The organism is Neobacillus sp. PVCKKU3 (assembly GCF_058323225.1).
This window is the reverse complement of sequence record NZ_JBLVQN010000027.1, coordinates 60,295-80,061: the sequence shown is the minus strand read 5'-3', so window position 1 is coordinate 80,061 and position 19,767 is coordinate 60,295. Positions and strand designations below refer to the sequence as shown.

At 43.3% G+C, this 19,767-nt stretch carries 21 protein-coding genes; 5 read left to right on the top strand and 16 right to left on the bottom strand.

Annotated features, from left to right (window positions below; all coding sequences use genetic code 11):
- Positions 1-255 precede the first annotated feature (255 nt).
- The 8 genes from ACNQGS_RS18280 to ACNQGS_RS18245 all read right to left on the bottom strand — a co-directional run bounded on the left by ACNQGS_RS18280 (position 256) and on the right by ACNQGS_RS18245 (position 7,943).
- Complete coding sequence (locus tag ACNQGS_RS18280) at positions 256-567, bottom strand: thioredoxin family protein (protein WP_491488574.1); 312 nt, start codon at positions 565-567, stop codon at positions 256-258.
- 8 nt (positions 568-575) lie between these two features.
- Complete coding sequence (locus ACNQGS_RS18275) at positions 576-932, bottom strand: toprim domain-containing protein (protein ID WP_213117825.1); 357 nt, start codon at positions 930-932, stop codon at positions 576-578.
- 145 nt (positions 933-1,077) lie between these two features.
- Positions 1,078-1,317 (bottom strand): YusG family protein, encoded by a 240-nt coding sequence (locus tag ACNQGS_RS18270; protein ID WP_491488573.1) that lies wholly within the window; start codon positions 1,315-1,317, stop codon positions 1,078-1,080.
- A gap of 109 nt (positions 1,318-1,426) precedes the next feature.
- Positions 1,427-1,810 carry a glycine cleavage system protein GcvH gene (gene gcvH, locus ACNQGS_RS18265; protein WP_491488572.1) on the bottom strand — a complete coding sequence of 128 codons (384 nt, stop codon included), beginning with the start codon at positions 1,808-1,810 and terminating at the stop codon, positions 1,427-1,429.
- A gap of 73 nt (positions 1,811-1,883) precedes the next feature.
- The gene (locus ACNQGS_RS18260) at positions 1,884-2,243 is read right to left on the bottom strand and encodes an arsenate reductase family protein (RefSeq protein WP_217032103.1); all 360 of its coding nucleotides are present in this window, start codon (positions 2,241-2,243) and stop codon (positions 1,884-1,886) included.
- Positions 2,244-2,416: 173 nt separating this feature from the next.
- The gene (locus ACNQGS_RS18255; protein WP_491488571.1) at positions 2,417-4,198 is read right to left on the bottom strand and encodes an acyl-CoA dehydrogenase FadE; all 1,782 of its coding nucleotides are present in this window, start codon (positions 4,196-4,198) and stop codon (positions 2,417-2,419) included.
- A gap of 70 nt (positions 4,199-4,268) precedes the next feature.
- The gene (locus ACNQGS_RS18250) at positions 4,269-5,444 is read right to left on the bottom strand and encodes an acetyl-CoA C-acetyltransferase (RefSeq protein WP_491488570.1); all 1,176 of its coding nucleotides are present in this window, start codon (positions 5,442-5,444) and stop codon (positions 4,269-4,271) included.
- Positions 5,445-5,555: 111 nt separating this feature from the next.
- The gene (locus tag ACNQGS_RS18245) at positions 5,556-7,943 is read right to left on the bottom strand and encodes a 3-hydroxyacyl-CoA dehydrogenase/enoyl-CoA hydratase family protein (RefSeq protein ID WP_491488569.1); all 2,388 of its coding nucleotides are present in this window, start codon (positions 7,941-7,943) and stop codon (positions 5,556-5,558) included.
- A 220-nt stretch (positions 7,944-8,163) separates the two neighbouring features.
- On the opposite strand from ACNQGS_RS18245, the gene ACNQGS_RS18240 reads away from it, so the two are divergent.
- A complete protein-coding gene (locus tag ACNQGS_RS18240; RefSeq protein ID WP_213117818.1) occupies positions 8,164-8,295 on the top strand; it encodes a YuzL family protein in 132 nt (43 codons plus the stop codon).
- Between the two features lie 175 nt (positions 8,296-8,470).
- On the opposite strand, the gene ACNQGS_RS18235 is transcribed toward ACNQGS_RS18240, so the two are convergent.
- The 5 genes from ACNQGS_RS18235 to ACNQGS_RS18215 are packed head-to-tail and all read right to left on the bottom strand — an operon-like array spanning position 8,471 to position 12,375.
- The gene (locus ACNQGS_RS18235) at positions 8,471-8,722 is read right to left on the bottom strand and encodes a DUF2573 family protein (RefSeq protein WP_491488575.1); all 252 of its coding nucleotides are present in this window, start codon (positions 8,720-8,722) and stop codon (positions 8,471-8,473) included.
- Entirely contained in the window at positions 8,682-9,479 is a 798-nt protein-coding gene (locus ACNQGS_RS18230; RefSeq protein ID WP_491488568.1) for an IucA/IucC family C-terminal-domain containing protein, read from the bottom strand. The genes ACNQGS_RS18235 and ACNQGS_RS18230 overlap by 41 nt, the downstream gene beginning before the upstream one ends.
- Positions 9,472-10,293 (bottom strand): ABC transporter ATP-binding protein, encoded by an 822-nt coding sequence (locus ACNQGS_RS18225; protein ID WP_491488567.1) that lies wholly within the window; start codon positions 10,291-10,293, stop codon positions 9,472-9,474. Before ACNQGS_RS18225 ends, ACNQGS_RS18230 begins: the two co-directional genes overlap by 8 nt.
- A gap of 25 nt (positions 10,294-10,318) precedes the next feature.
- Positions 10,319-11,374 (bottom strand): FecCD family ABC transporter permease, encoded by a 1,056-nt coding sequence (locus ACNQGS_RS18220; protein WP_491488566.1) that lies wholly within the window; start codon positions 11,372-11,374, stop codon positions 10,319-10,321.
- Positions 11,371-12,375: a FecCD family ABC transporter permease gene (locus ACNQGS_RS18215; RefSeq protein WP_491488565.1), complete on the bottom strand. Its 1,005-nt coding sequence runs from the start codon at positions 12,373-12,375 to the stop codon at positions 11,371-11,373. Before ACNQGS_RS18215 ends, ACNQGS_RS18220 begins: the two co-directional genes overlap by 4 nt.
- A gap of 253 nt (positions 12,376-12,628) precedes the next feature.
- Between ACNQGS_RS18215 and ACNQGS_RS18210 the strand changes: the two genes are divergently transcribed.
- Positions 12,629-13,621 (top strand): ABC transporter substrate-binding protein, encoded by a 993-nt coding sequence (locus ACNQGS_RS18210; protein WP_491488564.1) that lies wholly within the window; start codon positions 12,629-12,631, stop codon positions 13,619-13,621.
- 262 nt (positions 13,622-13,883) lie between these two features.
- Here ACNQGS_RS18210 and rodA read toward each other — a convergent pair whose 3' ends face one another.
- Positions 13,884-15,053 carry a rod shape-determining protein RodA gene (rodA, locus tag ACNQGS_RS18205; protein WP_213144307.1) on the bottom strand — a complete coding sequence of 390 codons (1,170 nt, stop codon included), beginning with the start codon at positions 15,051-15,053 and terminating at the stop codon, positions 13,884-13,886.
- Between the two features lie 103 nt (positions 15,054-15,156).
- The gene (locus ACNQGS_RS18200) at positions 15,157-15,915 is read right to left on the bottom strand and encodes a DUF4931 domain-containing protein (RefSeq protein WP_491488563.1); all 759 of its coding nucleotides are present in this window, start codon (positions 15,913-15,915) and stop codon (positions 15,157-15,159) included.
- 197 nt (positions 15,916-16,112) lie between these two features.
- On the opposite strand from ACNQGS_RS18200, the gene ACNQGS_RS18195 reads away from it, so the two are divergent.
- Complete coding sequence (locus ACNQGS_RS18195) at positions 16,113-16,895, top strand: undecaprenyl-diphosphate phosphatase (RefSeq protein WP_491488562.1); 783 nt, start codon at positions 16,113-16,115, stop codon at positions 16,893-16,895.
- Between the two features lie 37 nt (positions 16,896-16,932).
- On the opposite strand, the gene ACNQGS_RS18190 is transcribed toward ACNQGS_RS18195, so the two are convergent.
- Entirely contained in the window at positions 16,933-17,595 is a 663-nt protein-coding gene (locus tag ACNQGS_RS18190; RefSeq protein WP_378582877.1) for an FMN-dependent NADH-azoreductase, read from the bottom strand.
- A 302-nt stretch (positions 17,596-17,897) separates the two neighbouring features.
- Here ACNQGS_RS18190 and ACNQGS_RS18185 point away from each other — a divergent pair, with 302 nt between their 5' ends.
- Both ACNQGS_RS18185 and ACNQGS_RS18180 read left to right on the top strand, forming a co-directional pair.
- Positions 17,898-18,842 (top strand): helix-turn-helix transcriptional regulator, encoded by a 945-nt coding sequence (locus tag ACNQGS_RS18185; protein ID WP_491488561.1) that lies wholly within the window; start codon positions 17,898-17,900, stop codon positions 18,840-18,842.
- Positions 18,839-19,708, top strand: coding sequence for an ABC transporter substrate-binding protein (locus ACNQGS_RS18180; protein WP_423799505.1), 870 nt, complete (start codon positions 18,839-18,841; stop codon positions 19,706-19,708). The genes ACNQGS_RS18185 and ACNQGS_RS18180 overlap by 4 nt, the downstream gene beginning before the upstream one ends.
- The last annotated feature ends 59 nt before the right edge of the window (positions 19,709-19,767 follow it).

Sequence of the window (19,767 nt, the reverse complement as noted above, 5' to 3'; positions counted from 1 at the left end):
ACTTCGGTAGCCAATCACCCTCTTTGGCTACCCTGTTTCCACTTTTGGCTGAACTTCGGTAGCCAATCGCCCTCTTTGGCTACCCTGTTTCCACTTTTGACTAAGTCTCGGTAGCCAATAGCCCTCAATTGGCTACCATACTCTCAACTTTGTCTTAATCTCAGTAGCCAATACCCCATTGGCAACTTGGGACTTTATTATGTATGATATACCTTATTTAAATAGAAAACAGACGCCCCACCCGGCGTCTGCTCATCATCTCAAGTACTTTTTAATCTTCTCTAACACATACGGAACCGAATGAAATGCATAAAGCGTCTCTGCAACACGCCCACCTTCCACAAACAATAAACACGGCACGCTTTCAATCGCAAAAGACCGAGCCAAATCGGGGTAGTAGTTTAGGTTCATTTTTCCAATACTAACATCCCCAAGTGCTGCCTCCGCGACAACTAGCATTTTCCCGGCCACTTGGCAGGTCCCGCACATAGGTGTATAAAAGTAAACTACACCGCGCTCACCGCTCTCCCAAAACGCGGAAAATTCATCTCGATTCCATTCTAACATCAGTAACTTCAGCCCATCTCTAAAAACTCTTTATGCACGTCAATGTTTGCCCCCAGCAAAACCGTTGCTAAGTGGTGCTCTGGGGCGGTTGCCACTTCGCGGTACATTCGGTCTATATATAAATGCTCTGCATTTGGAAATTCTCTTTTAAAAAGCTTGCGCAGCTTTTCACCTGCAGCATCGGCGTCAACAAGAATGTAGACATCTTTGTCCTCAAGAATATCAATCCACTCATCCAACTTTGTGTGGCTAATGGTCCCGTTTGTACAAATTATTTCGACGGGCTCTTTTAAAATATTCTTGACCTTGTTTTTGTCCGACTTTCCTTCGACAATAAGAACTTTGTCAACATACGAATCATTCATCATCCATCACCTGATATGAAGTGGTTTACTGTTAACATATTCCGGAATTACTAATACGTGTACACATCTTTGTATGTCAACTATACCATCATTAGTATTTTAAAAATAGGAATTTGCTTAAAAGATGATGGAATCTTTTCATTTCTCAGCACCATCCACCATCATCACAGTCAGTATACTTGGCATCCCGGCCCTCTGTTTTGGTGACATGCTGATATATTTTTTGGCCTTCGGCTTCAAAATGATGTTCAAGCTTCATTTGAACATTCTCTGGAAGCTTACATATGCCGATTGACTGATTTTCCAAAAACAGCTCTAATTCTCCATTTTTGAGCTTGCCCACTACCCGGTCTGTTACGTCTATCTTATGTTGATTCAATGTCATTTTTTCCACCTGCCATATAATTTTATTTATAGCTTCCCCATTAACGCAGAAGAAAAAGTGGTAATAAAAAGAAAAAGCACCCGCAATGGGCGCTTTTTTGCTCAAAAAATTAATCTTCTTTAATTATTTCTTCATATTGCTCAGCAGTCAGCAGTTCATCCAGCTCGCCGCTATTTGAGACTTCAACCACGATCATCCATGCTTTTTCATATGGAGATTCGTTCACATATTCAGGGTTGTCATTCAAATCTTCGTTAATTTCCACAACCTTGCCGCTTACCGGAGAATAAAGTTCGGAAACCGTCTTAACAGACTCAACGCTGCCGAATGGTTCGCCGGCATTGATCTCATCGCCGACTTCAGGAAGTTCAACGAAAACAATGTCTCCTAATTCATGCTGTGCAAAGTCGGTGATGCCAATACGCACGAGGCTGCCTTCGTTTTTTACCCATTCATGTTCTTCAGTATAACGCAATTCTTTTGGTGTGCTCATTGTCTAAATCCCTCCATGATTTTTCTAATAATATCTATCATCGAAATAAATCGATTGCCATTTTAATGATGGACTATTTCGTCCATACTTTCTCAAACTCATCTTCTTTAAAGCCGACAGTGACATGTTCACCGTCTGTTAAAATCGGGCGTTTCAGCAACATGCCGTCAGACGCAAGCAAGTCTAACAGTTCATCTTCGGAAGCGGTCTTTAATTTGTCTTTAACGCCTAATTCACGATATTTCATTCCGCTAGTGTTGAAAAACTTCTTTAATTCCAAGCCGCTTTTTTGATAAAAATCTCGTATTTCCTCACGGGATGGAGGGTTTTCCACGATATGTACAGGCTCGTAATTAACTTCATGCTGGTCAAGCCACTTTTTTGCGTTTCGACATGTTCCGCACTTCGGATACCAGTAAAAAGTCAAAGACATCCTTTCACCGCCTTTTAATTCAGTCATAATTGAATATTACCATAACCATTTTCAAAATAAAAAATATCCAACCAAACAATTCGACTAATTTCGTGAAAATCCTGCCAAGTTTCGAAAAAATTCAAAAATAAAAAAGGGCCCCTACATGAACAAAGGGGACCCGGTACAAGATATTAAACTAAATAACGTTCTGCTTCGATGATGACATCGGCAGCTTCGCGTTTTTTCGCAATTACGTTGATTGGAGTGTGGCGAGTCAGCTTTCTTAGTGTGGAAAGCATCATGCGCAGCATGTCGCCTTGTTCAACAGCCACAAGTGTTTCTTTAGCAACAGCTTCGATACGGTTGAACGCTTCTTGGCAGAAGATTTGAGTGTAAAGAAGCTTCTGCTGGTTCTTTTCTGCACCGTCTTTGGCAATTGCTTTTTCAGTACGTAACACAACAGATTCCATTGAATATACGTCAGAAATGATATCAGCGATATTTGCAAGGATTTCTTGCTCTTTTTCAAGGGCCTTACCAAATTTTTGAGCTGATAAACCAGCGGCAACTAGCGCAAGCTTCTTAGCTTGCTTTACTAGATATTTTTCCTGTGCTAATGGCTCATCGCCTGGCTCTTCAGGCATTAACATCATTAATTCTTCTTGAAGGGCCATTGCTTTTTGGAATAATGGAAGCTCGCCTTTGATCGCTTTTTTCACAAGCGTTCCAGGAACAAGAAGACGGTTGATTTCGTTTGTTCCTTCGAAAATACGCTGGATACGGGCGTCACGGTATGCTCTTTCAATTGGGTACTCCTGCATGAAGCCGTAACCGCCATGGATTTGTACACCTTCGTCAACCACATGGGCGAGTACTTCACTGCCGAAGAATTTGTTTAATGAACACTCGATTGCATATTCAGCGATAGAATCCGCAAGTTTCTTAATATCTTTAGTTTCTTCATCGGAAAGCTTACCTTGGTTTTCTTCATATAGGCCGATTGTACGCCATACGGAGCTTTCAGCAGCATAAATTTCAGAAGCCAATGTTCCGAACTTTTCTTTTGTTAAATTAAATTGAGAAATTGGTGTTTTGAATTGCTGACGGCCGTTTGCATATTTTACAGTCATTTCAAATGCTTTCTTGGAACCGCCCACAGCACCGATTGCAAGCTTGTAACGACCGATATTTAAGATGTTGAACGCGATAACATGGCCTTTGCCGATTTCGCCTAATAGGTTTTCAACTGGAACTGGGACATCTTCTAAAATTAGGGTACGAGTGGATGAGCTCTTGATACCCATTTTCTTTTCTTCAGCGCCGGTAGAAACGCCAGGGAAGCTACGGTCTACGATAAATGCTGAGAACTTTTCACCGTCAATTTTAGCGTAAACAACAAATACATCTGCGAAGCCGGCGTTGGTGATCCATTGCTTTTCGCCGTTTAGAATATAGTGAGTGCCTTCTGCATTTAATTTGGCAGTCGTTCTTGCGCCTAGAGCGTCAGAACCTGAACCTGGCTCAGTCAATGCGTAAGCAGCTAGTTTTTCACCAGATGCAAGAGCTGGTAAATAGCGTTTCTTTTGGTCCTCGTTACCGAATAAAACGATTGGCAGCGAGCCAATACCAACGTGTGCACCGTGGGAAAGCGCGAAACCTCCGCCGCCGGCCATTTTTTCAGTAATTAAAGATGAAGTGATTTTGTCCAAGCCTAAACCTTCGTACTCTTCAGGCACGTCAGCAGCTAAAAGACCTAGTTCGCCAGCTTCCTTTAAAAGCTTGACAGTAATATCAAATTCATGGTTTTCAAGACGCTCAAGAACAGGATGAACTTCTTTTTCCACAAAGTCTTCAGCTGTCTTGGCAATCATTAAATGCTCTTCCGTAAAATCTTCCGGGGTAAAGATTTGGTCATAAGTAAGATCTTCAATTAAAAAGGCTCCGCCTTTAATGATTTTTTTAGTTTCAGTCATCGAAAATTCCTCCTAATTTTAAATTGGCAGGGTGAGGGCGACTCGCTCGAGGGCAGGGCCGCCAAATAAATTAAAGTAATTCGAATACACCTGCAGCACCCATTCCGCCGCCGATACACATGGTAACGACACCGAATTGTTCCTGTCTGCGTCTTAGTTCATTGATTAGCGTTAAGGTTAACTTTGCACCTGTACAGCCAAGCGGATGGCCTAATGCAATCGCACCGCCGTTTACGTTCACTTTTTCTTCATCAAGGCCAAGCTCTCGGATGACCTGGATGGACTGGGAAGCAAAGGCTTCGTTTAATTCAAACAGGTTGATATCGGAAACCTCAAGACCAGCAAGTTTAAGAGCCTTCGGAACAGCGACAACCGGTCCGACACCCATAATTTCCGGTGGTACGCCGCCAACGGCGAAGGAGCGGAATCTTGCCAATGGCTTAAGGCCAAGCGCTTCAGCTTTTTCGCGGTCCATAATCATCACAGCCGCCGCACCATCACTTGTTTGTGATGCATTACCGGCAGTTACTGAACCTGTTACCGAGAATGCAGGACGAAGCTTTGCAAGTGTTTCAAGATTTGTTTCCGGACGAACACCTTCATCAACAGAAAACTTGATTGTTTTTTCAACCAGTTTATTGTCTTTGCCGACAGTGCGGAAAGTAACATCAACTGGAACGATTTCATCAACAAATTTGCCTTCCTGGATGGCTTTGAAAGCTCGTTGATGGCTTCTTACTGCAAAAGCGTCTTGCTCTTCACGGGTAATGCCATATTTTTTCGCTACCTCTTCAGCTGTATGACCCATTCCCATGTAATATTCCGGTGCGCTTTCGACTAGTTTTGCGTTTGGCCGGATCACGTGTCCGCCCATTGGCAGCAAGCTCATTGATTCCACGCCGCCGGCGATCGCCGTGTCCGTATGACCAAGCATAATAGATTGTGCTGCATAGGCAACTGCCTGCAAACCGGATGAACAGAAACGATTGACAGTAATGGCTGGAACCGTGTGCGGAAGTCCTGCCAATGCCCCAATGTTTCTTGCCACGTTCATGCCTTGCTCTGCTTCAGGTGTCGCGCAGCCTATGACTAAATCATCGATATTCCCATCATAATTTCCGGCACGCTTTAATGTTTCTTTAACGACTAATGCTCCCAAATCATCAGGACGAACCTGGGCAAGCGTTCCTTTTTTCGATTTGCCGACCGGTGTTCTTGCTCCGGCAACGATTACCGCTTCTCTCATGCAAATTCCCTCTCTTTCTTCCAATCTTGGAATATACGAATCTATATGTCTGCCAAGGGCGCGAGGCCCCCCCTGGCTGTCAGTTAACGTTTAATACTTCAAGCTCGTTTTCTAGTTTCTTAACGGCTTCCCTTTCACAAGCATGTGCTGCATGCGCTGCTGTGTTTTCGGTTCTTTGATTAAGCTTAAGAAAGCTTCTCTTTCAAGGTCTAATAGATATTCCTCGTCGACTTCGGTACCATATGGTACTTTACCGCCGGCAATGACGTAGGCAACTTTCTTGGCAATTTTTAAATCATGCTCAGAGATGTAGCCGGAAAGCTTCATCGCTTCAGCACCAAGTAAAAGTGTTGCATAGCCTGTTTCACCGACAACCGGAACCTTTTTCTTCACGCGTGCTTTGTAACCTTTCTCATGCAGTGCAAGAACAGCCTGCTTCGCATCGTATAAAAGATGGTCGCCGTTGACGCTGATGCCGTCGGCTTTGCTTAAGAAATTGTTTTCACGTGCTTCTTCACCGGAAGTGGAAACCTTCGCAGTGGCAATTGCTTCAAAAACTTTATTGGCAACCTGCTGCAGGTCAAATTGTACGCCGTTCGGAAAGTTTTCCAAGTGCTTAATGTAAAGCTCTTTGTTTCCGCCACCGCCTGGCAGCAGGCCGACACCGACTTCAACAAGACCCATATACGTTTCAGCAGAAGCTTGAATATGTGCAGATGGCAAGCAAACCTCAGCCCCGCCGCCGAGTGTCATGCCAAATGGCGCTGCGACAACCGGTTTGGCGCTGTATTTTACTTTTAATAACGCTTTGTGAAGCTGACGAACTACCATGTCAAGCTCCCAATAGTTATCATCCTGCGCTTCCATCAGCATCATTGCCAGGTTAGCACCGACGCAGAAGTTCTTGCCTTGGTTACCAATAACAAGGCCCTTGTAGTTTTTCTCCACTTCATCAACAGCAAAGTTGATCATTTGGATCGTGTCCATGCCAAGTGCATTGTTTGGAGAATGGAACTCTAAGAGTGCTACTCCATCACCGATATCGATTAGGCTTGCGCCGCTGTTTTTCTTAATAACGCCTTTTTGTTTCTTAATTTTCTTAAGATCAATCGTTTTTGGATTGAACTCAACAAGCTTGTATTCACCTTTATCGTAGTAGTAAAGCTCGTTATTTTCTTCTTTATAGAAGGAAGTGAAGCCTTTTTCGAGCATTTCGGTTACCCACGAAGGGACTTCCATGCCTTGTTCCTTCATCTTCGCTACCGATTTTTCAACACCGATGGCATCCCATGCTTCGAACGGTCCGTGCTCCCAGCCGAAGCCCCATTTCATGGCACGGTCAATGGAGACGATATTGTCTGCAATTTCTCCTAAAAGCTTAGCGGAATAAACTAAGTTTTGAGAGTTGGTATTCCACAAGAATTGTCCAGCACGGTCATTTGCGTAAACAAGCGCTTTCAATTTGTTGCCGGTGCCTTTCTCCTGTTTCGCCAACTCCATGGAAGGGGTGGACAGTTTTTTGCGTGGACCGTATTCAAGTGTATGTGGATCCAGTTCAAGAATTTCTTTACCTTGTTTCTTGAAGAAACCTTGACCAGACTTGCTTCCTAACCAGCCGTTTTCAATCATTTGCTTAAGGAAAGCAGGTACTTCAAAAACTTCCTTCTCATGGCCTTCGACTTTTTCGTACACGTTTCCAGCGACGTGATAGAAAGTATCTAGTCCAACTACATCAAGAGTTCGGAAGGTAGCACTTTTTGCACGGCCAATTAGTGGACCAGTGAGGGAATCAACTTCACCAACACTGTACCCGCCCTTTAACATTTCGCGGACAGTGACGAGCAGGCCGTAAGTTCCGATGCGGTTGGCGATAAAGTTTGGTGTATCCTTCGCTACAACAACACCCTTACCTAAGATATCCTCACCAAATGTTTTCATGAATGAAAGCACTTCTGCGTCAGTATACTGTGTAGGGATAATCTCTAATAATTTCAGGTAGCGCGGCGGGTTGAAAAAGTGTGTTCCAAGGAAGTGCTTTTGGAAATCCTCTGAACGGCCTTCTACCATCGCTTCAACAGAGATACCAGAAGTATTGGAGCTAATGATGCTGCCTGGTTTGCGGTATTGGTCAACTTTTTCAAAAACTTGCTTCTTAACATTGAGGTTTTCAACGACTACTTCGATCACCCAGTCAACATCTTTCAGTTTCTCAAGGTCATCTTCAAGATTACCTGCTTCGATTAGCGCGATATTCTTCTTGGTTGAAAGTGGTGCCGGCTTTTGCTTAAGTAATTTTTGAATGTTTGTGGCTGCGATGCGGTTGCGTACCTGTTTATCTTCTAATGTAAGTCCTTTGGCTGCTTCTTCTTTTGTCAATTCACGTGGCACGATATCCAATAATAGTGTTGGAATGCCGATATTAGCTAGATGTGCCGCAATACCCGAACCCATTACTCCGGACCCTAAAACGGCTGCTTTTTTGATTAATTGGTTCAACATTGTCTCCCCCTTCAAACTTTGAATGAATCCTCATTCATTTTTTGGGTAAAAAAAATTTCAAACACCTGAATGAGTTTTACTACTAATTACTATAAGATATTTCAAAAAATTGTGCAATCGGTAAACGTGGAAAATTGAAATTTTTTTGAATAATGATTCTTCTTATCACTACGATATATATTTTGGGGGCTGGGCAACCTATGTTTTGAGGTGATAAACAATGGCGAAAATGAAGAAAAATCCGTCTAAGGCAGGCGTCAGCGCAGCGAGTGTGCAAGGAAATGCCGGACCCGGCCGCGAAGCAAGCGGAGTGGACAAGCAAAACAGCCAGAATAGTCAATTTAAGCGATAATTGTTAGAAAAAAGGTGCTCCCGGGTTCAGTTTGGAGCACCTTTTTTGGTGGAAATTTGCATTCCTAGTTGTCTATCGGCGAATTTTTCGATTCTATCGGCGAATTCTAGACTTCTATCGGCGAATTTCAAGTCTCTATCGGCGAATCCGACAATTCTATCGGCGAATCGAAAAATTACTTCTGCGTAGACTTCCGATGCTGTTCATTTAACACTTTAATTTCATTAATGATTTCTTTCATCTCCGCGCGCGCTTCCGGATAAAGCGCACTCCAGTGGCCGATTAACGCTGGCATCGACTTGGCGATATGCGAGTACAGCGCCCAAGCTTTAACTTTTTCTTTTGTCTCTCCATCAGTTTCCCCAACCAACAGCTCACTATATTTCTCAAGCAAGGCCTCGAACTGCTGAGCAAAATCCTTCTCCATCTTCCTGACACCTTCCATTCTTGACATTTAGACTGCACGGGCAAGTTTTGCAGCGTTTGCTGCTGCCCTCAAGCTGGTATGTAAAGCAGCACGTTTTTCTAATACGTACCTCCTCTGCCTGCTCATCCAAATAGATTTTTTCAACGTAATATTTTTGCAGTGGGTTCAGCTTATAGCGGCCAAACAAAGACCCTTCCGCTTCAAAAATTAAGAACGAAAAATCCTCTACTGCATTTTTATGTTCTGTTAATTGTGATTCGTACAGCCAAAATATATAAACAGCAATATTTTCCCACAGAATCAATTTCGAAATACCATATGTTTTTTCAAACAGTGTTATCAGCGGGTAAATATTTTTTGCAAAAAGCTCTTTGACCACACCTTTCCGCCATTCAAAACGTGCTTCCCTGGTATCCCAATCGTCAGCTGTAAAATCCTTGAGAGAGAAGGCCGGGAGCCAGTTTTCCAATTTAGATGCTGACTCCATCCTCACTTTATCTAACGAAACATTGATTTTTTTATTCCAAGCGGTCATCGCATAAAGCGAAATTACCGCTAAAAAGGCATATCTTTTGATAAAAATCGAGGCAGCTATTTTTTCCGAAGGAGCACCAATCGCATCGGAAAGGTCCGCCATAAAATTTTTTAAGAAGGCTTCATCAAGTAAATGAGCTGCTTCAAAGGAATCTTCCAAAGCAGCTTTAAGCCTGTATTTACTTAGTACAGCAATTTCTTCATCTGTCAGCAGTTTAACCATTGGCAGCCGCCGCCTTATCTAATATACATCTTCCCTTGCCATATGGAATGCATAGTGGAGTTCCGAACAGCGGGTCCATTGTTACCTCGCAGTCCATTTCAAATACGTCTTTCACCAGGCTGCAGTTGATTACAAGCTCCGGCTTTCCCTGGGCGTAGACGTTTTGATTCTTGATGGCGACAATATTATGGGCATAACGGCAGGCAAGATTTAGGTCGTGTAGCACCATGACCACCGTCCGTTTTTTCTTCTCATTTAATTCAAAAAGCAAATCTAGAATCTCGATTTGGTGGGTCATGTCCAGGTAGGTCGTCGGCTCATCAAGTAAAATAATTTCCGTATCCTGAGCCAGGGTCATGGCAATCCAAGCCCGTTGCCTTTGGCCGCCGGAAAGGGAATCCACTGGTCTGTCCTTTAAATCCTCTAGCCGTGTTGCTTTAAGGGCATCGTTTACCTTTTTCTCATCCTCTTCCGACCACTGCCGCAGCCAAGTTTGGTGTGGATAGCGTCCCTGCTTAACAAGCTGCAGGACAGTTAAGCCTTCAGGTGCAGTCGGTGACTGTGGCAAAATCGCCATTTTTTTTGCAATCTCCTTTGTCGATAACTTGGAGATTGCTTTACCATCCAGAAGAACAGAGCCGCTTTTCGGCTTTAGAAGACGGGCAATTGAACGAAGCAGAGTCGATTTTCCGCATCCATTTGCACCTATAAAGACAGTAATTTCACCCTTAGGAATTTTTAAATCTAATTCCTTTATGATGAGAGTTTCTCCGTAGGATATGGACAACTCCTTTGTTTCAATCGAACTTGTCATATAAAGCCAGCTCCTTCAGCAAGATTTAGATATTTCTAGTTTTAAAAAGTAAGTAAATAAAGTAAGGGGCACCGATTCCTGCTGTAAATACTCCTGCAGGCACCTCCAACGGTGAAAACATCGTCCGGCCGATCAGGTCTGCCAGCATCACAAGGATTCCGCCAAGCAATGCTGAAACCGGCAGCAACGCACCAAAGGACGACCCGACAAGTCTGCGCGCCATATGCGGTGCCATTAGCCCGACAAAGCCAATGCCACCGGCAAATGCCACGGAACCGCCGATTAATGCCGTACTAATCATTAATAATAGAAAGCGGTGCTTCTGTACCTTTTCACCCAAGCCAGTCGCTACGTCATCGCCAAGCTCTTGGATATTTAGCGTCCGCGCTGCCACAAAGGCAATAATCAAAAAAATCACTGCCCATGGGGCAAGAATGGCGACGTTTTTCCAATTGGAGCCATAGACGGTTCCGGTAATCCAAATATTTGCCTGACTCGCCTGATAAATGGGACCCATCACCATCAAAAGGGTTGTTAATGCCTGCATAAGGGTGGAAATTCCGATTCCAATTAACACAAGCCTAATCGGTGAAACTCCATTTTTCCAAGCAAGGAAATAAACCAAAAATGCTACAACCCCAGCGCCAATAAAAGCGGCTAGCGGGAGCCAAGCAATGCTGACGGTCAGCGAATGGTTTTTATCGCTAAACATCGCCAAAAAGCCTACTACCGCAACCGCCGCCCCGCCGGTAATTCCCAATACATCAGGAGATGCCAGCGGATTGCGGATCATCCCTTGCAAAATACCGCCAGCTGTTGCTAAACACATGCCAACAATGAGGGCGACAATAATGCGCGGCAGGCGGAAGGAGGTGATTACCAGCGTCTCCATATCCGGCCCGGAGCCAAATAAAACCTTTAAAACGGTCAGAGGATTAATTTTCATTTCCCCGGATCCCGTACTCAGGACAAAAACCGCAAACGTGATGATCAGCAGGACGGTAAAAGTAATTCCAGCTTTTCGGTCCATTAAAACGGAGAACCTGCCATTAAACAGACGGAAATTTTTATATTTGCTCATCGTGCATTGAACCCCTTTCTTGCAATGTAAATGAAAAACGGAGTTCCAATGATGGCAGTCATCACGCCGACAGGGACCTCTGACGGCATTAACAAATATCGGGCAGCAATATCGGCTGCCAATAGTAATATGGCACCTAAAACCCCGGCCATTGGAATGACCCAGCGATGGTCAATGCCAACAATCGACCTCGTGAGATGCGGCACGACAATTCCCACAAAACCAATCGGTCCGGCCACGGCAACGGATCCGCCAGCCAATAAAATGACAAGCACCCCAATGCCGATTTTAATGAACCCGGTATTTAACCCAAGCCCTTTCGCTACGTCTTCCCCCATAGCAAGGATATTCATTTTTCCAGAAATCATGAGGGAACCAAGCCAGCCTGCTCCTATGTATGGCAAGACTGAAACAAGCGTTTCCAGCTTTCGGCCGGAGACCGAACCAGCGAGCCAAAACAGCACCTGATCCAAGAGGGCTTCGTTCAAAACGAGCAAACCTTGCGTAAAAGACGAGAACATAGCCGCCATGGCTGCACCCGCTAATGTGAGTTTCATTGGTGTTAAACCGCCGCGACCTACGGAGCCAATGACATAAACGCTGATGGCCGCGACCGCTGCTCCAAGGAAGGCTAATGCATTAAATCCTTGTGTACTATCAATAGAAAATAAGGTAATCGCGACTACTACAGCGAACCCTGCCCCCGCATTAATCCCAAAAATCCCGGGTGATGCCAACGGATTTTTCGTTAAGGTTTGCATTAACACCCCGGCAATAGCGAGACTTGCGCCGACTACGGAAGCAATCAATGCCCGCGGCAGCCGGACCGTTTGAATGATGATATGCTCATTTGAGCCATTATTGTTTGTAAAAGCGTCAATCGCCATTTGCAAATTCGTGTCTGTATATCCGAAGATGACACTCGCACACATAAGTAACAGCATTAGAATAATAGCCGCAAATAAGCCGGCCCATTTTAAGGAGGAACTTTTTAAAAGCATGTTGAAAAACCTTTCTCTCTTTATCTTTAGTCAAATCCTCTCACTACTTTAGTCTATCGCTAATTGATAATGATTGTCAATTAAATTGATAACCGTTTTCAATTATGATGGTGCCAGCCTTCATGAAAATGTGATTGATTTTGAAAATCATTTTCAATAAAACTGTTGACAGCTGAACGGCAGGCACATTATGATTAGGTTATAAATGAAAATGATTATCATTCACAATTAGATAAGGAGGATACATACCTAGATGAAAGCATTAAAATCATTTCTAACCCTCTTTTCCGTCATGGCTGTTTTCTTATTGGCGGCTTGCGGCGGCGGGAATACAGAAAAATCAACAGAGAAGAAGGAAAATGGAACTACAACCGAAAAATCGTATACAGTTGAACATGCGATGGGCTCTGCCACAATTAAGGGCACACCTAAACGCGTGGTGGTTTTGACAAACGAAGGAACTGAAGCATTATTAGCTTTAGGCATTAAACCAGTCGGCGCTGTTCAATCGTGGCTAGGCGACCCATGGTATGATCATATTAAAAAAGACATGAATGGCGTAGAAGTTGTCGGAACTGAAAGCGAAGTTAATGTGGAAAAAATCGTTGCACTGAAGCCGGACTTAATTATCGGTACCAAGATGCGTCAGGAAGCAGTATACAATCAACTTAGTGCGATTGCCCCAACCGTTTTTTCTGAAACGCTGCGGGGTGATTGGAAGGAAAACTTTAAATTATATGCAAAAGCTGTCAATCAAGAAGAAAAAGGCAACAAGTTGTTAAGCGATTTCGATAATAAAGTTGCATCATTAAAGGAAAAACTTGGTGACAAAGTAAATCAGGAGGTTTCAGTCGTCCGCTTTATGGCTGGAAAATCCCGAATCTATTATACAGATTCCTTCTCTGGGGTGATTTTTAAAGAGTTAGGATTTAAGCGTGCTGCCCAGCAGGCTGAGCTATTTACACCTTCTAATAAACTTGGAAATCTGGCAGTTGAGGTTGGCAAAGAGGTCATCCCGAAAATGGACGCGGACGTTCTTTTCTACTTCACTTACGCTCCTAACGGCGACCAGACTGCTTTAAATACCGCTAAGGAATGGACAACGGACCCGCTTTGGAAAAACTTAAATGTTGTTAAAAACGGCAATGCCCATGAGGTCAGCGATGCTGTTTGGAACACTGCCGGAGGGGTTATTGCGGCAAACTTGATGCTAGATGATCTTGAAAAAATCATGCTTAAGAAATAGTTTTTAAAAAAACTTCCCATATACAATTCACATTGAAAGAGCAGGGCTTGCCATGGCCCTGCTCTTTCTCCTTTGTGGACATATTTGGAGAGTTATCCGCCAAATTGGGGCAGATTTCCGCCGAAATATAGGAGTTATCCGCCAAATCTGGCCGGATATCCGCCAAGTTCAAGGAGTTATCCGCCGACTTCCAAATGTTATCCGCCAAACCCAGTACAGACAGAAAAAAAGAGCGAAACAAAGTCGCTCTTTTTCAAACCAATTATGCCGTTGTCGAAAACATATACTTTTTATAATGATACCTAATGGAAAAAATCAATCCCAGCCCCAGCATATTCCCCATCAACGCGCTTCCCCCGTAGCTGATGAACGGGAGCGGAATACCGGTGATTGGCAGGACCCCGATGGTCATGCCGATATTTTGGAAAACGTGGAAGGTAATCATGCTGATGACACCAACACAAATGTAGGTATAAAAATGATTCTTTGTTTCCATTCCAACCTTTGTAATATGGTAAATTAGCAAAAAGAACAAACTAATCAGCACACTTGCGCCAATAAAGCCGAATTCCTCGCCGACAACACTGAAAATAAAGTCAGTATGGCTTTCCGGCAAATATACTTCCCGGTGGCCATAGCCTTTCCCTCCAGTTTGCCCAGAGCCAATCGCCATTAACGATTTGGTTAGCTGATAACCGGCCGAGCTTTGGAAATTATAAGGGTCGAGCCATGAATAAATCCGGCCGAACTGATACTGTTTGACACCTAGATATTTTTCCAGCAAATCAGGCTTCCATAAAACAAAATAGAGAATGGTTGATGCTAGCACAATTCCGGCTGAGAACATGGGCACAAGCAGTTTCCATGAAATGCCCGAGATAAAGATCATCCCTAATAAAATGGCCAAAAATACGAGCGAGGTTCCTAAGTCAGGCTGCTGCATCACCAAGAGCAACGGCACCATTGTCACAAGACCAAGCTTCACCAGCAGCCAAAAGTCAGTCTGCAGCGTTTTAACTTGATTTTTTTGATGATGGTCATCAATCACCCGCGCCAGTGCCAAAATGATAAAAATCTTTACAAACTCAGAAGGCTGCAAAGATCCCATGCCAGGAACCTTATACCAGCTTTTCGCCCCGTTAATTACAGGAGCAATGCTGGTCGGTGCAACAATTAAAAAGCCGAGCAAAAAGATCCCAAAGCCGTAAGCGTACCAAGTTAATTTGCGGAGCTGATCGGAATCCAGCGTCATCACCGCCGCGACAATTCCGCCGCCAACCGCATACCAGACAATTTGCTTCAGCAGAAAGTTTTCCTTATATTGACCGCTCGCCTGCGCACTATATATCGACACACAGCTAGCCAAAAACAACAATAATACTATCAAAACAAGACTGTAATCAATCTTGGAGGTTGTGTTCTTTGAAGTCACGAAGAAGTCCCACCTTAAAAAAAAGACTTGTACATTCCTCCATTATATTTTTAATGAACACAAATCACAACTTTCAAACCGTGTTTGGGTGAATTTACATAATCTAAAAATAAATCCGCTTCACTTCGTCCGCCATCCAATTCAGATTATTCGGCACCTGCGGAAGACCGTAGCCAATATAAAGCGGCGTCGTTACAAACCTAGGTACAACCTTGGCGTAAATTTTTCCATCAAGATGATGGAAGAAAATATTATAGCTCGTCGCCCTAAAGGGAAAATGATGAAGAATATAATGAGCAGCCATTTGCATATATTCCGCAAAGCGCTCCTGATAGCCGAACTCCGGCATTTCCATATTAAACTCGTAAAAACCAACACGCGGCTTAGTGGAAAGCGTAAAGCGGACCCCATTATCTTCAGCAATCAGAATGCCCTCAAACATTTCAGGCTCGACTCTTTCTTTATAGTCAAGATCATTCAGTCCAATAATTTGCATATGCGGATGGGCCAGGGTGCCTCCAGATAACGGGCCATGATTTTTGAAAAAAATAACGGATTTAAAGCCTCCGCTCTCTTCCATCTCCAGCCAATGCTTCAATCCAAACCTAATCAATCTATGTAAATGCTCTTTTGAATAGGTGGATAGTTCCGCATGACAATCGTCCGTTTCAATTAACACGGTTTGATAGGCATTTTCCAATACGGGATATTTATTTTTCAAGAGAATAATCGGACCATCGACCTCAATCAGGTCGGTAAGCTCTTCTCTGGCGCAAAATGGACAAGCCTGCTCTTTATTACGGTAATTTTCCGGCTTTTTGACCCCAATGGAAGTATTAAAATAAAGATGTTTATTTTCCAACCCGATTCTCCTCTCGAGGATTACTATACTTTTATTTTATGGGAGAATGCAGCACCTTTGCACCTATTTTGTCTTTTAGGAGATAATTTGTTTTTCATAACTGTAAAAAAACAGATGATTTTCATGAATAAGTAAAAATACGCATATGAATGGAATGTACAGGCTTAGCCAAAAAAATATGAACTGAGAGGGAATATATGTTAACCAAACTTGAAGCACTTATCCTCGGGATTATTCAAGGGCTGACGGAATTTCTGCCGATTTCCAGTACCGGTCATCTTTATTTAGGAAGAAATTTGTTCGGGCTGCAGGAAGCTGGCCTATTGCTCGATACAATGCTGCATGTGGGAACATTGCTGGCTGTGTTTGTCTTTTATAAGGATGAATTTATTAAAATCATCAAGAAACCGTTCAGTAAATTAACGTTTTTGCTTATTGTCGGAACAATACCAGCGGTGATCTTCGGACTGGCCTTTAAAGATTATATTGATGAAATTTCTAAAACAGGCGTAACGATTGGCTGGGAGTTTTTAATTACAGGTTTATTCCTGTGGCTGGCCGATTCAGCGAAAAACGGCCATAAGAGAATGGACGACATCAGCTATAAGGATGCCTTTATCATCGGCACATTTCAGGCGGTTGCGATTATGCCGGCCATTTCGCGTTCGGGAATGACGATTGTGGCGGCGCTTTGGCGTAAGCTTGACCGGGAAACGGCAGCCTATTTTTCCTTCCTGTTGTCAACACCGGCGATTGCCGGAGCGATTGTTCTGCAAACAAAGGATTTGTTTGGCGGCAGTGCGGAGGAAATTTCACTGTCTGCCTTACTCGTCGGAATTGTCTCTTCTGCGTTCTTCGGTTATATAGCGGTCAGATGGATGATCGGCTATTTGAAAAAGCATTCCTTGAAGCCGTTTGCTGTGTACGTTTGGGCGCTGGGATTAATTGTGCTGTTCTTTCAGTTTACGGGAAAATTCTAAAAAACACGGCTCGCAATCCGGTGCGAGCCGTGTTTTTTTATATGGTAACAATTGCTTTCGCCATTTCTCTGGCCGCATCAGCCGCTTTTTCTTTTGCCGCTGCCATGATTTCAGGGATTTGTTTTGGATAATGGTCCAACCCTTCAGCATAGACGGTGTCCATTAATTCAAAGCCGAGGAATTCTAGGGCCTTTCTTAAATAGCGGTCACCCATTTCAAATTCAACCAATGGGCCGGTTGAATAAATGCCGCCGCGGGTTTGGATATGAAGCGCCTTCCTTCCTGTCAGCAATCCTTTCGGGCCGTTTTCCGTGTTCGTAAAGGTTTTTCCGTGAAGAAACATACAATCCATAAACGATTTTAAAATCGGCGGTGCGCCGAGATTCCAAATTGGCGTCACGAACACATAGTAATCGGCCGCGATAAAACGTTCGGCCAGCGCATGCATTTTTTCAAGCTTCGTCCGCTCGTCTTCAGACAACTGGTCCTTCGTATACCCCATAAACGAAAGCTTTGCCCGGCCATATAATAAATCCATGTCTATTTCAGGGATATCCATGCTGTAAAGGTGCATATGCTCAATTTCAACATCTGGCTGTATTTTCTTGAATTCCTCAAGAAACACTTCCCCAATCTGTGCCCCCTTTGAAAGCTTTGAATCTACTTTCGGATTGGCGGTTATATATAAAAGCTTGGACATTCAAATCCCTTCCCTTTTTGAAAAATTAATCTCCTTCTATTAATAGTACAACAAACTTCATATGCTCACTATTGAACAATAGGTGAAGTTTGTGAACGTATTATGAATTCTGATTAGAACCATGAACGATTCGTGACATTTCTAAACAAAACTTAATAAAACCTTACAAAACTTAACAAAAGTCACATTCAATATGATATGATTTTTTTAAAATATTAGAAAACTAGCCGATTGGCGAACCCCAAAGGACGGTTCATGAGGCGTAGTTGCACTTATGCGTTAAGGAAAAAGGAGGGATTGTTATGGAGGAAAAGGCCTATACTCCCGATGAAGTCGCGCAGATTTTTCAAATTTCCAAGCACACCGTTTACGAGCTTATCAAACGCGGAGAGCTTCAGGCCTTCAAGATCGGTAATAAAATGAGAATCGAACATGCGGAATTGGAAAGATATAAAGAAAACATGAAAGCGCCAGCAAAGAAACCGGCTGCAGAACAGGCTTCACCCGTTTACCATCATACAGCACCAATTCGTTTGTCCGGCAGCCACGACTTTCTGGTTGAGCATATTTCCAAACAGGTAGCGAGTGCCCTAAGCCTGCAAATCCAGCCTTCCTATATCGGAAGTTTGGAAGGGTTGATGCTCTTATATCGTGGGCAATCTGATATTGCCGCCATCCATCTATTAGACCCGACATCACAAGAATATAATCTGCCATTTATCCATCAATTATTTATTTATGAATCGATTTTGGTGATGAGATTGGCCGCCCGTGAGCAGGGCTTCATCGTCGCCAAAGGGAATCCAAAAGGGATACAGGATTTCCACGACCTGACAAGAAAAGATGTGCATTTTATTAACAGGCAAAAAGGGGCAGGAACGCGCTTTTTACTAGATTCTAAACTATCAAGCTACGGAATCGATCCTAGTAAAATTTTTGGCTATGGCAACGAAGAATGGAACCACCTATCTGCAGCTTCCTACATAAGCAGAGGTATTGTCGATGTCGCCTTTGGCATTCAGTCCGCTGCCATTCAGTTAGGGCTTGATTTTATACCGGTTGCAAAGGAAAATTTTGACCTTGTTTTTCGTTTCACAGAAGAGAACAAACAAAGCCTGGCGGAACTCATTCGCTTCCTGCAATCAGACAGTTTCAAAAACAGCTTAACCAATCTCGAAGGTTATGATGTTTCAGATTTAGGAAAAGTCATCTATCAAACAACTACATCGGAGGAACTAATTTTATGAGAAAAAATCGCTTATTGATAACTCTATTTGCTTTTATGCTATTAATTTTATCAGCGTGCGGCAATTCCGATACGAAAACAAATGCTGCTCCTAAGGAAAAGAAGGCAGCAGAAAAACCAGCTCCAACAGAAATGATTTTAGCAACCACTACCAGTACACAGGACAGCGGCCTGCTTGATGTTATCATTCCAATGTTTGAAAAAGAAAATAACGTAAAAGTGAAAACAATTGCCGTTGGTACTGGACAAGCCCTTGAAATGGGAACAAAAGGTGAAGCAGATGCCCTGTTAGTTCACGCTCCTGCAGCTGAAAAAGCAGTAGTTGACGCTGGCGATGCCATCAACTACAAACGCGTTATGTACAATGATTTTGTTTTAGTAGGGCCAAAGGAAAACCCAGCCGGTGTAAGCGGTCAGGACATAAAAGCAGCTTTCAAAAAGATTGCTGATACGAAGGGTGTTTTCATTTCACGCGGTGACGACTCTGGTACACACAAAAAAGAACTAAGCATCTGGCAGGCAGATACAATCAAGCCAGAAGGTGAATGGTACGTATCCACTGGTCAAGGTATGGGACAAACCCTCCAGGTTGCTGCTGAGAAAAAAGGCTATGTATTAACGGACCGCGCCACATGGTTAGCTCAAGAGAAAAACTTAGACACGTTGAAAATTGTCGTTGAAGGCGGCCAAGATTTAATGAACATTTACCACGTCATGCAGGTTAACCCTGAAAAACATAATATGGTTAACAGCAAGGACGGAGAAAAGTTTGTTAAATTCATGGTAGATAAGAAGACTCAAGAAGTAATTGAAAACTTTGGCAAGAAAGAATATGGACAATCTTTATTTATTAGCTATACAGAATAAAATTTTAACTTAGCTTGAGGCCGCCCTTTAATTGGACGGCCTTCCCGGCACCAGGAGGT

Bases quoted from the DNA above. Each gene is read 5' to 3' on its own strand.
- ACNQGS_RS18280 (WP_491488574.1), bottom strand. From the start codon at position 567: ATGTTAGAATGGAATCGAGATGAATTTTCCGCGTTTTGGGAGAGCGGT.
- ACNQGS_RS18275 (WP_213117825.1), bottom strand. From the start codon at position 932: ATGAATGATTCGTATGTTGACAAAGTTCTTATTGTCGAAGGAAAGTCG.
- ACNQGS_RS18270 (WP_491488573.1), bottom strand. From the start codon at position 1,317: ATGACATTGAATCAACATAAGATAGACGTAACAGACCGGGTAGTGGGC.
- gcvH (WP_491488572.1), bottom strand. From the start codon at position 1,810: ATGAGCACACCAAAAGAATTGCGTTATACTGAAGAACATGAATGGGTA.
- ACNQGS_RS18260 (WP_217032103.1), bottom strand. From the start codon at position 2,243: ATGTCTTTGACTTTTTACTGGTATCCGAAGTGCGGAACATGTCGAAAC.
- ACNQGS_RS18255 (WP_491488571.1), bottom strand. From the start codon at position 4,198: ATGACTGAAACTAAAAAAATCATTAAAGGCGGAGCCTTTTTAATTGAA.
- ACNQGS_RS18250 (WP_491488570.1), bottom strand. From the start codon at position 5,444: ATGAGAGAAGCGGTAATCGTTGCCGGAGCAAGAACACCGGTCGGCAAA.
- ACNQGS_RS18245 (WP_491488569.1), bottom strand. From the start codon at position 7,943: ATGTTGAACCAATTAATCAAAAAAGCAGCCGTTTTAGGGTCCGGAGTA.
- ACNQGS_RS18240 (WP_213117818.1), top strand. From the start codon at position 8,164: ATGGCGAAAATGAAGAAAAATCCGTCTAAGGCAGGCGTCAGCGCAGCG.
- ACNQGS_RS18235 (WP_491488575.1), bottom strand. From the start codon at position 8,722: ATGGAGAAGGATTTTGCTCAGCAGTTCGAGGCCTTGCTTGAGAAATAT.
- ACNQGS_RS18230 (WP_491488568.1), bottom strand. From the start codon at position 9,479: ATGGTTAAACTGCTGACAGATGAAGAAATTGCTGTACTAAGTAAATAC.
- ACNQGS_RS18225 (WP_491488567.1), bottom strand. From the start codon at position 10,293: ATGACAAGTTCGATTGAAACAAAGGAGTTGTCCATATCCTACGGAGAA.
- ACNQGS_RS18220 (WP_491488566.1), bottom strand. From the start codon at position 11,374: ATGAGCAAATATAAAAATTTCCGTCTGTTTAATGGCAGGTTCTCCGTT.
- ACNQGS_RS18215 (WP_491488565.1), bottom strand. From the start codon at position 12,375: ATGCTTTTAAAAAGTTCCTCCTTAAAATGGGCCGGCTTATTTGCGGCT.
- ACNQGS_RS18210 (WP_491488564.1), top strand. From the start codon at position 12,629: ATGAAAGCATTAAAATCATTTCTAACCCTCTTTTCCGTCATGGCTGTT.
- ACNQGS_RS18195 (WP_491488562.1), top strand. From the start codon at position 16,113: ATGTTAACCAAACTTGAAGCACTTATCCTCGGGATTATTCAAGGGCTG.
- ACNQGS_RS18190 (WP_378582877.1), bottom strand. From the start codon at position 17,595: ATGTCCAAGCTTTTATATATAACCGCCAATCCGAAAGTAGATTCAAAG.
- ACNQGS_RS18185 (WP_491488561.1), top strand. From the start codon at position 17,898: ATGGAGGAAAAGGCCTATACTCCCGATGAAGTCGCGCAGATTTTTCAA.
- ACNQGS_RS18180 (WP_423799505.1), top strand. From the start codon at position 18,839: ATGAGAAAAAATCGCTTATTGATAACTCTATTTGCTTTTATGCTATTA.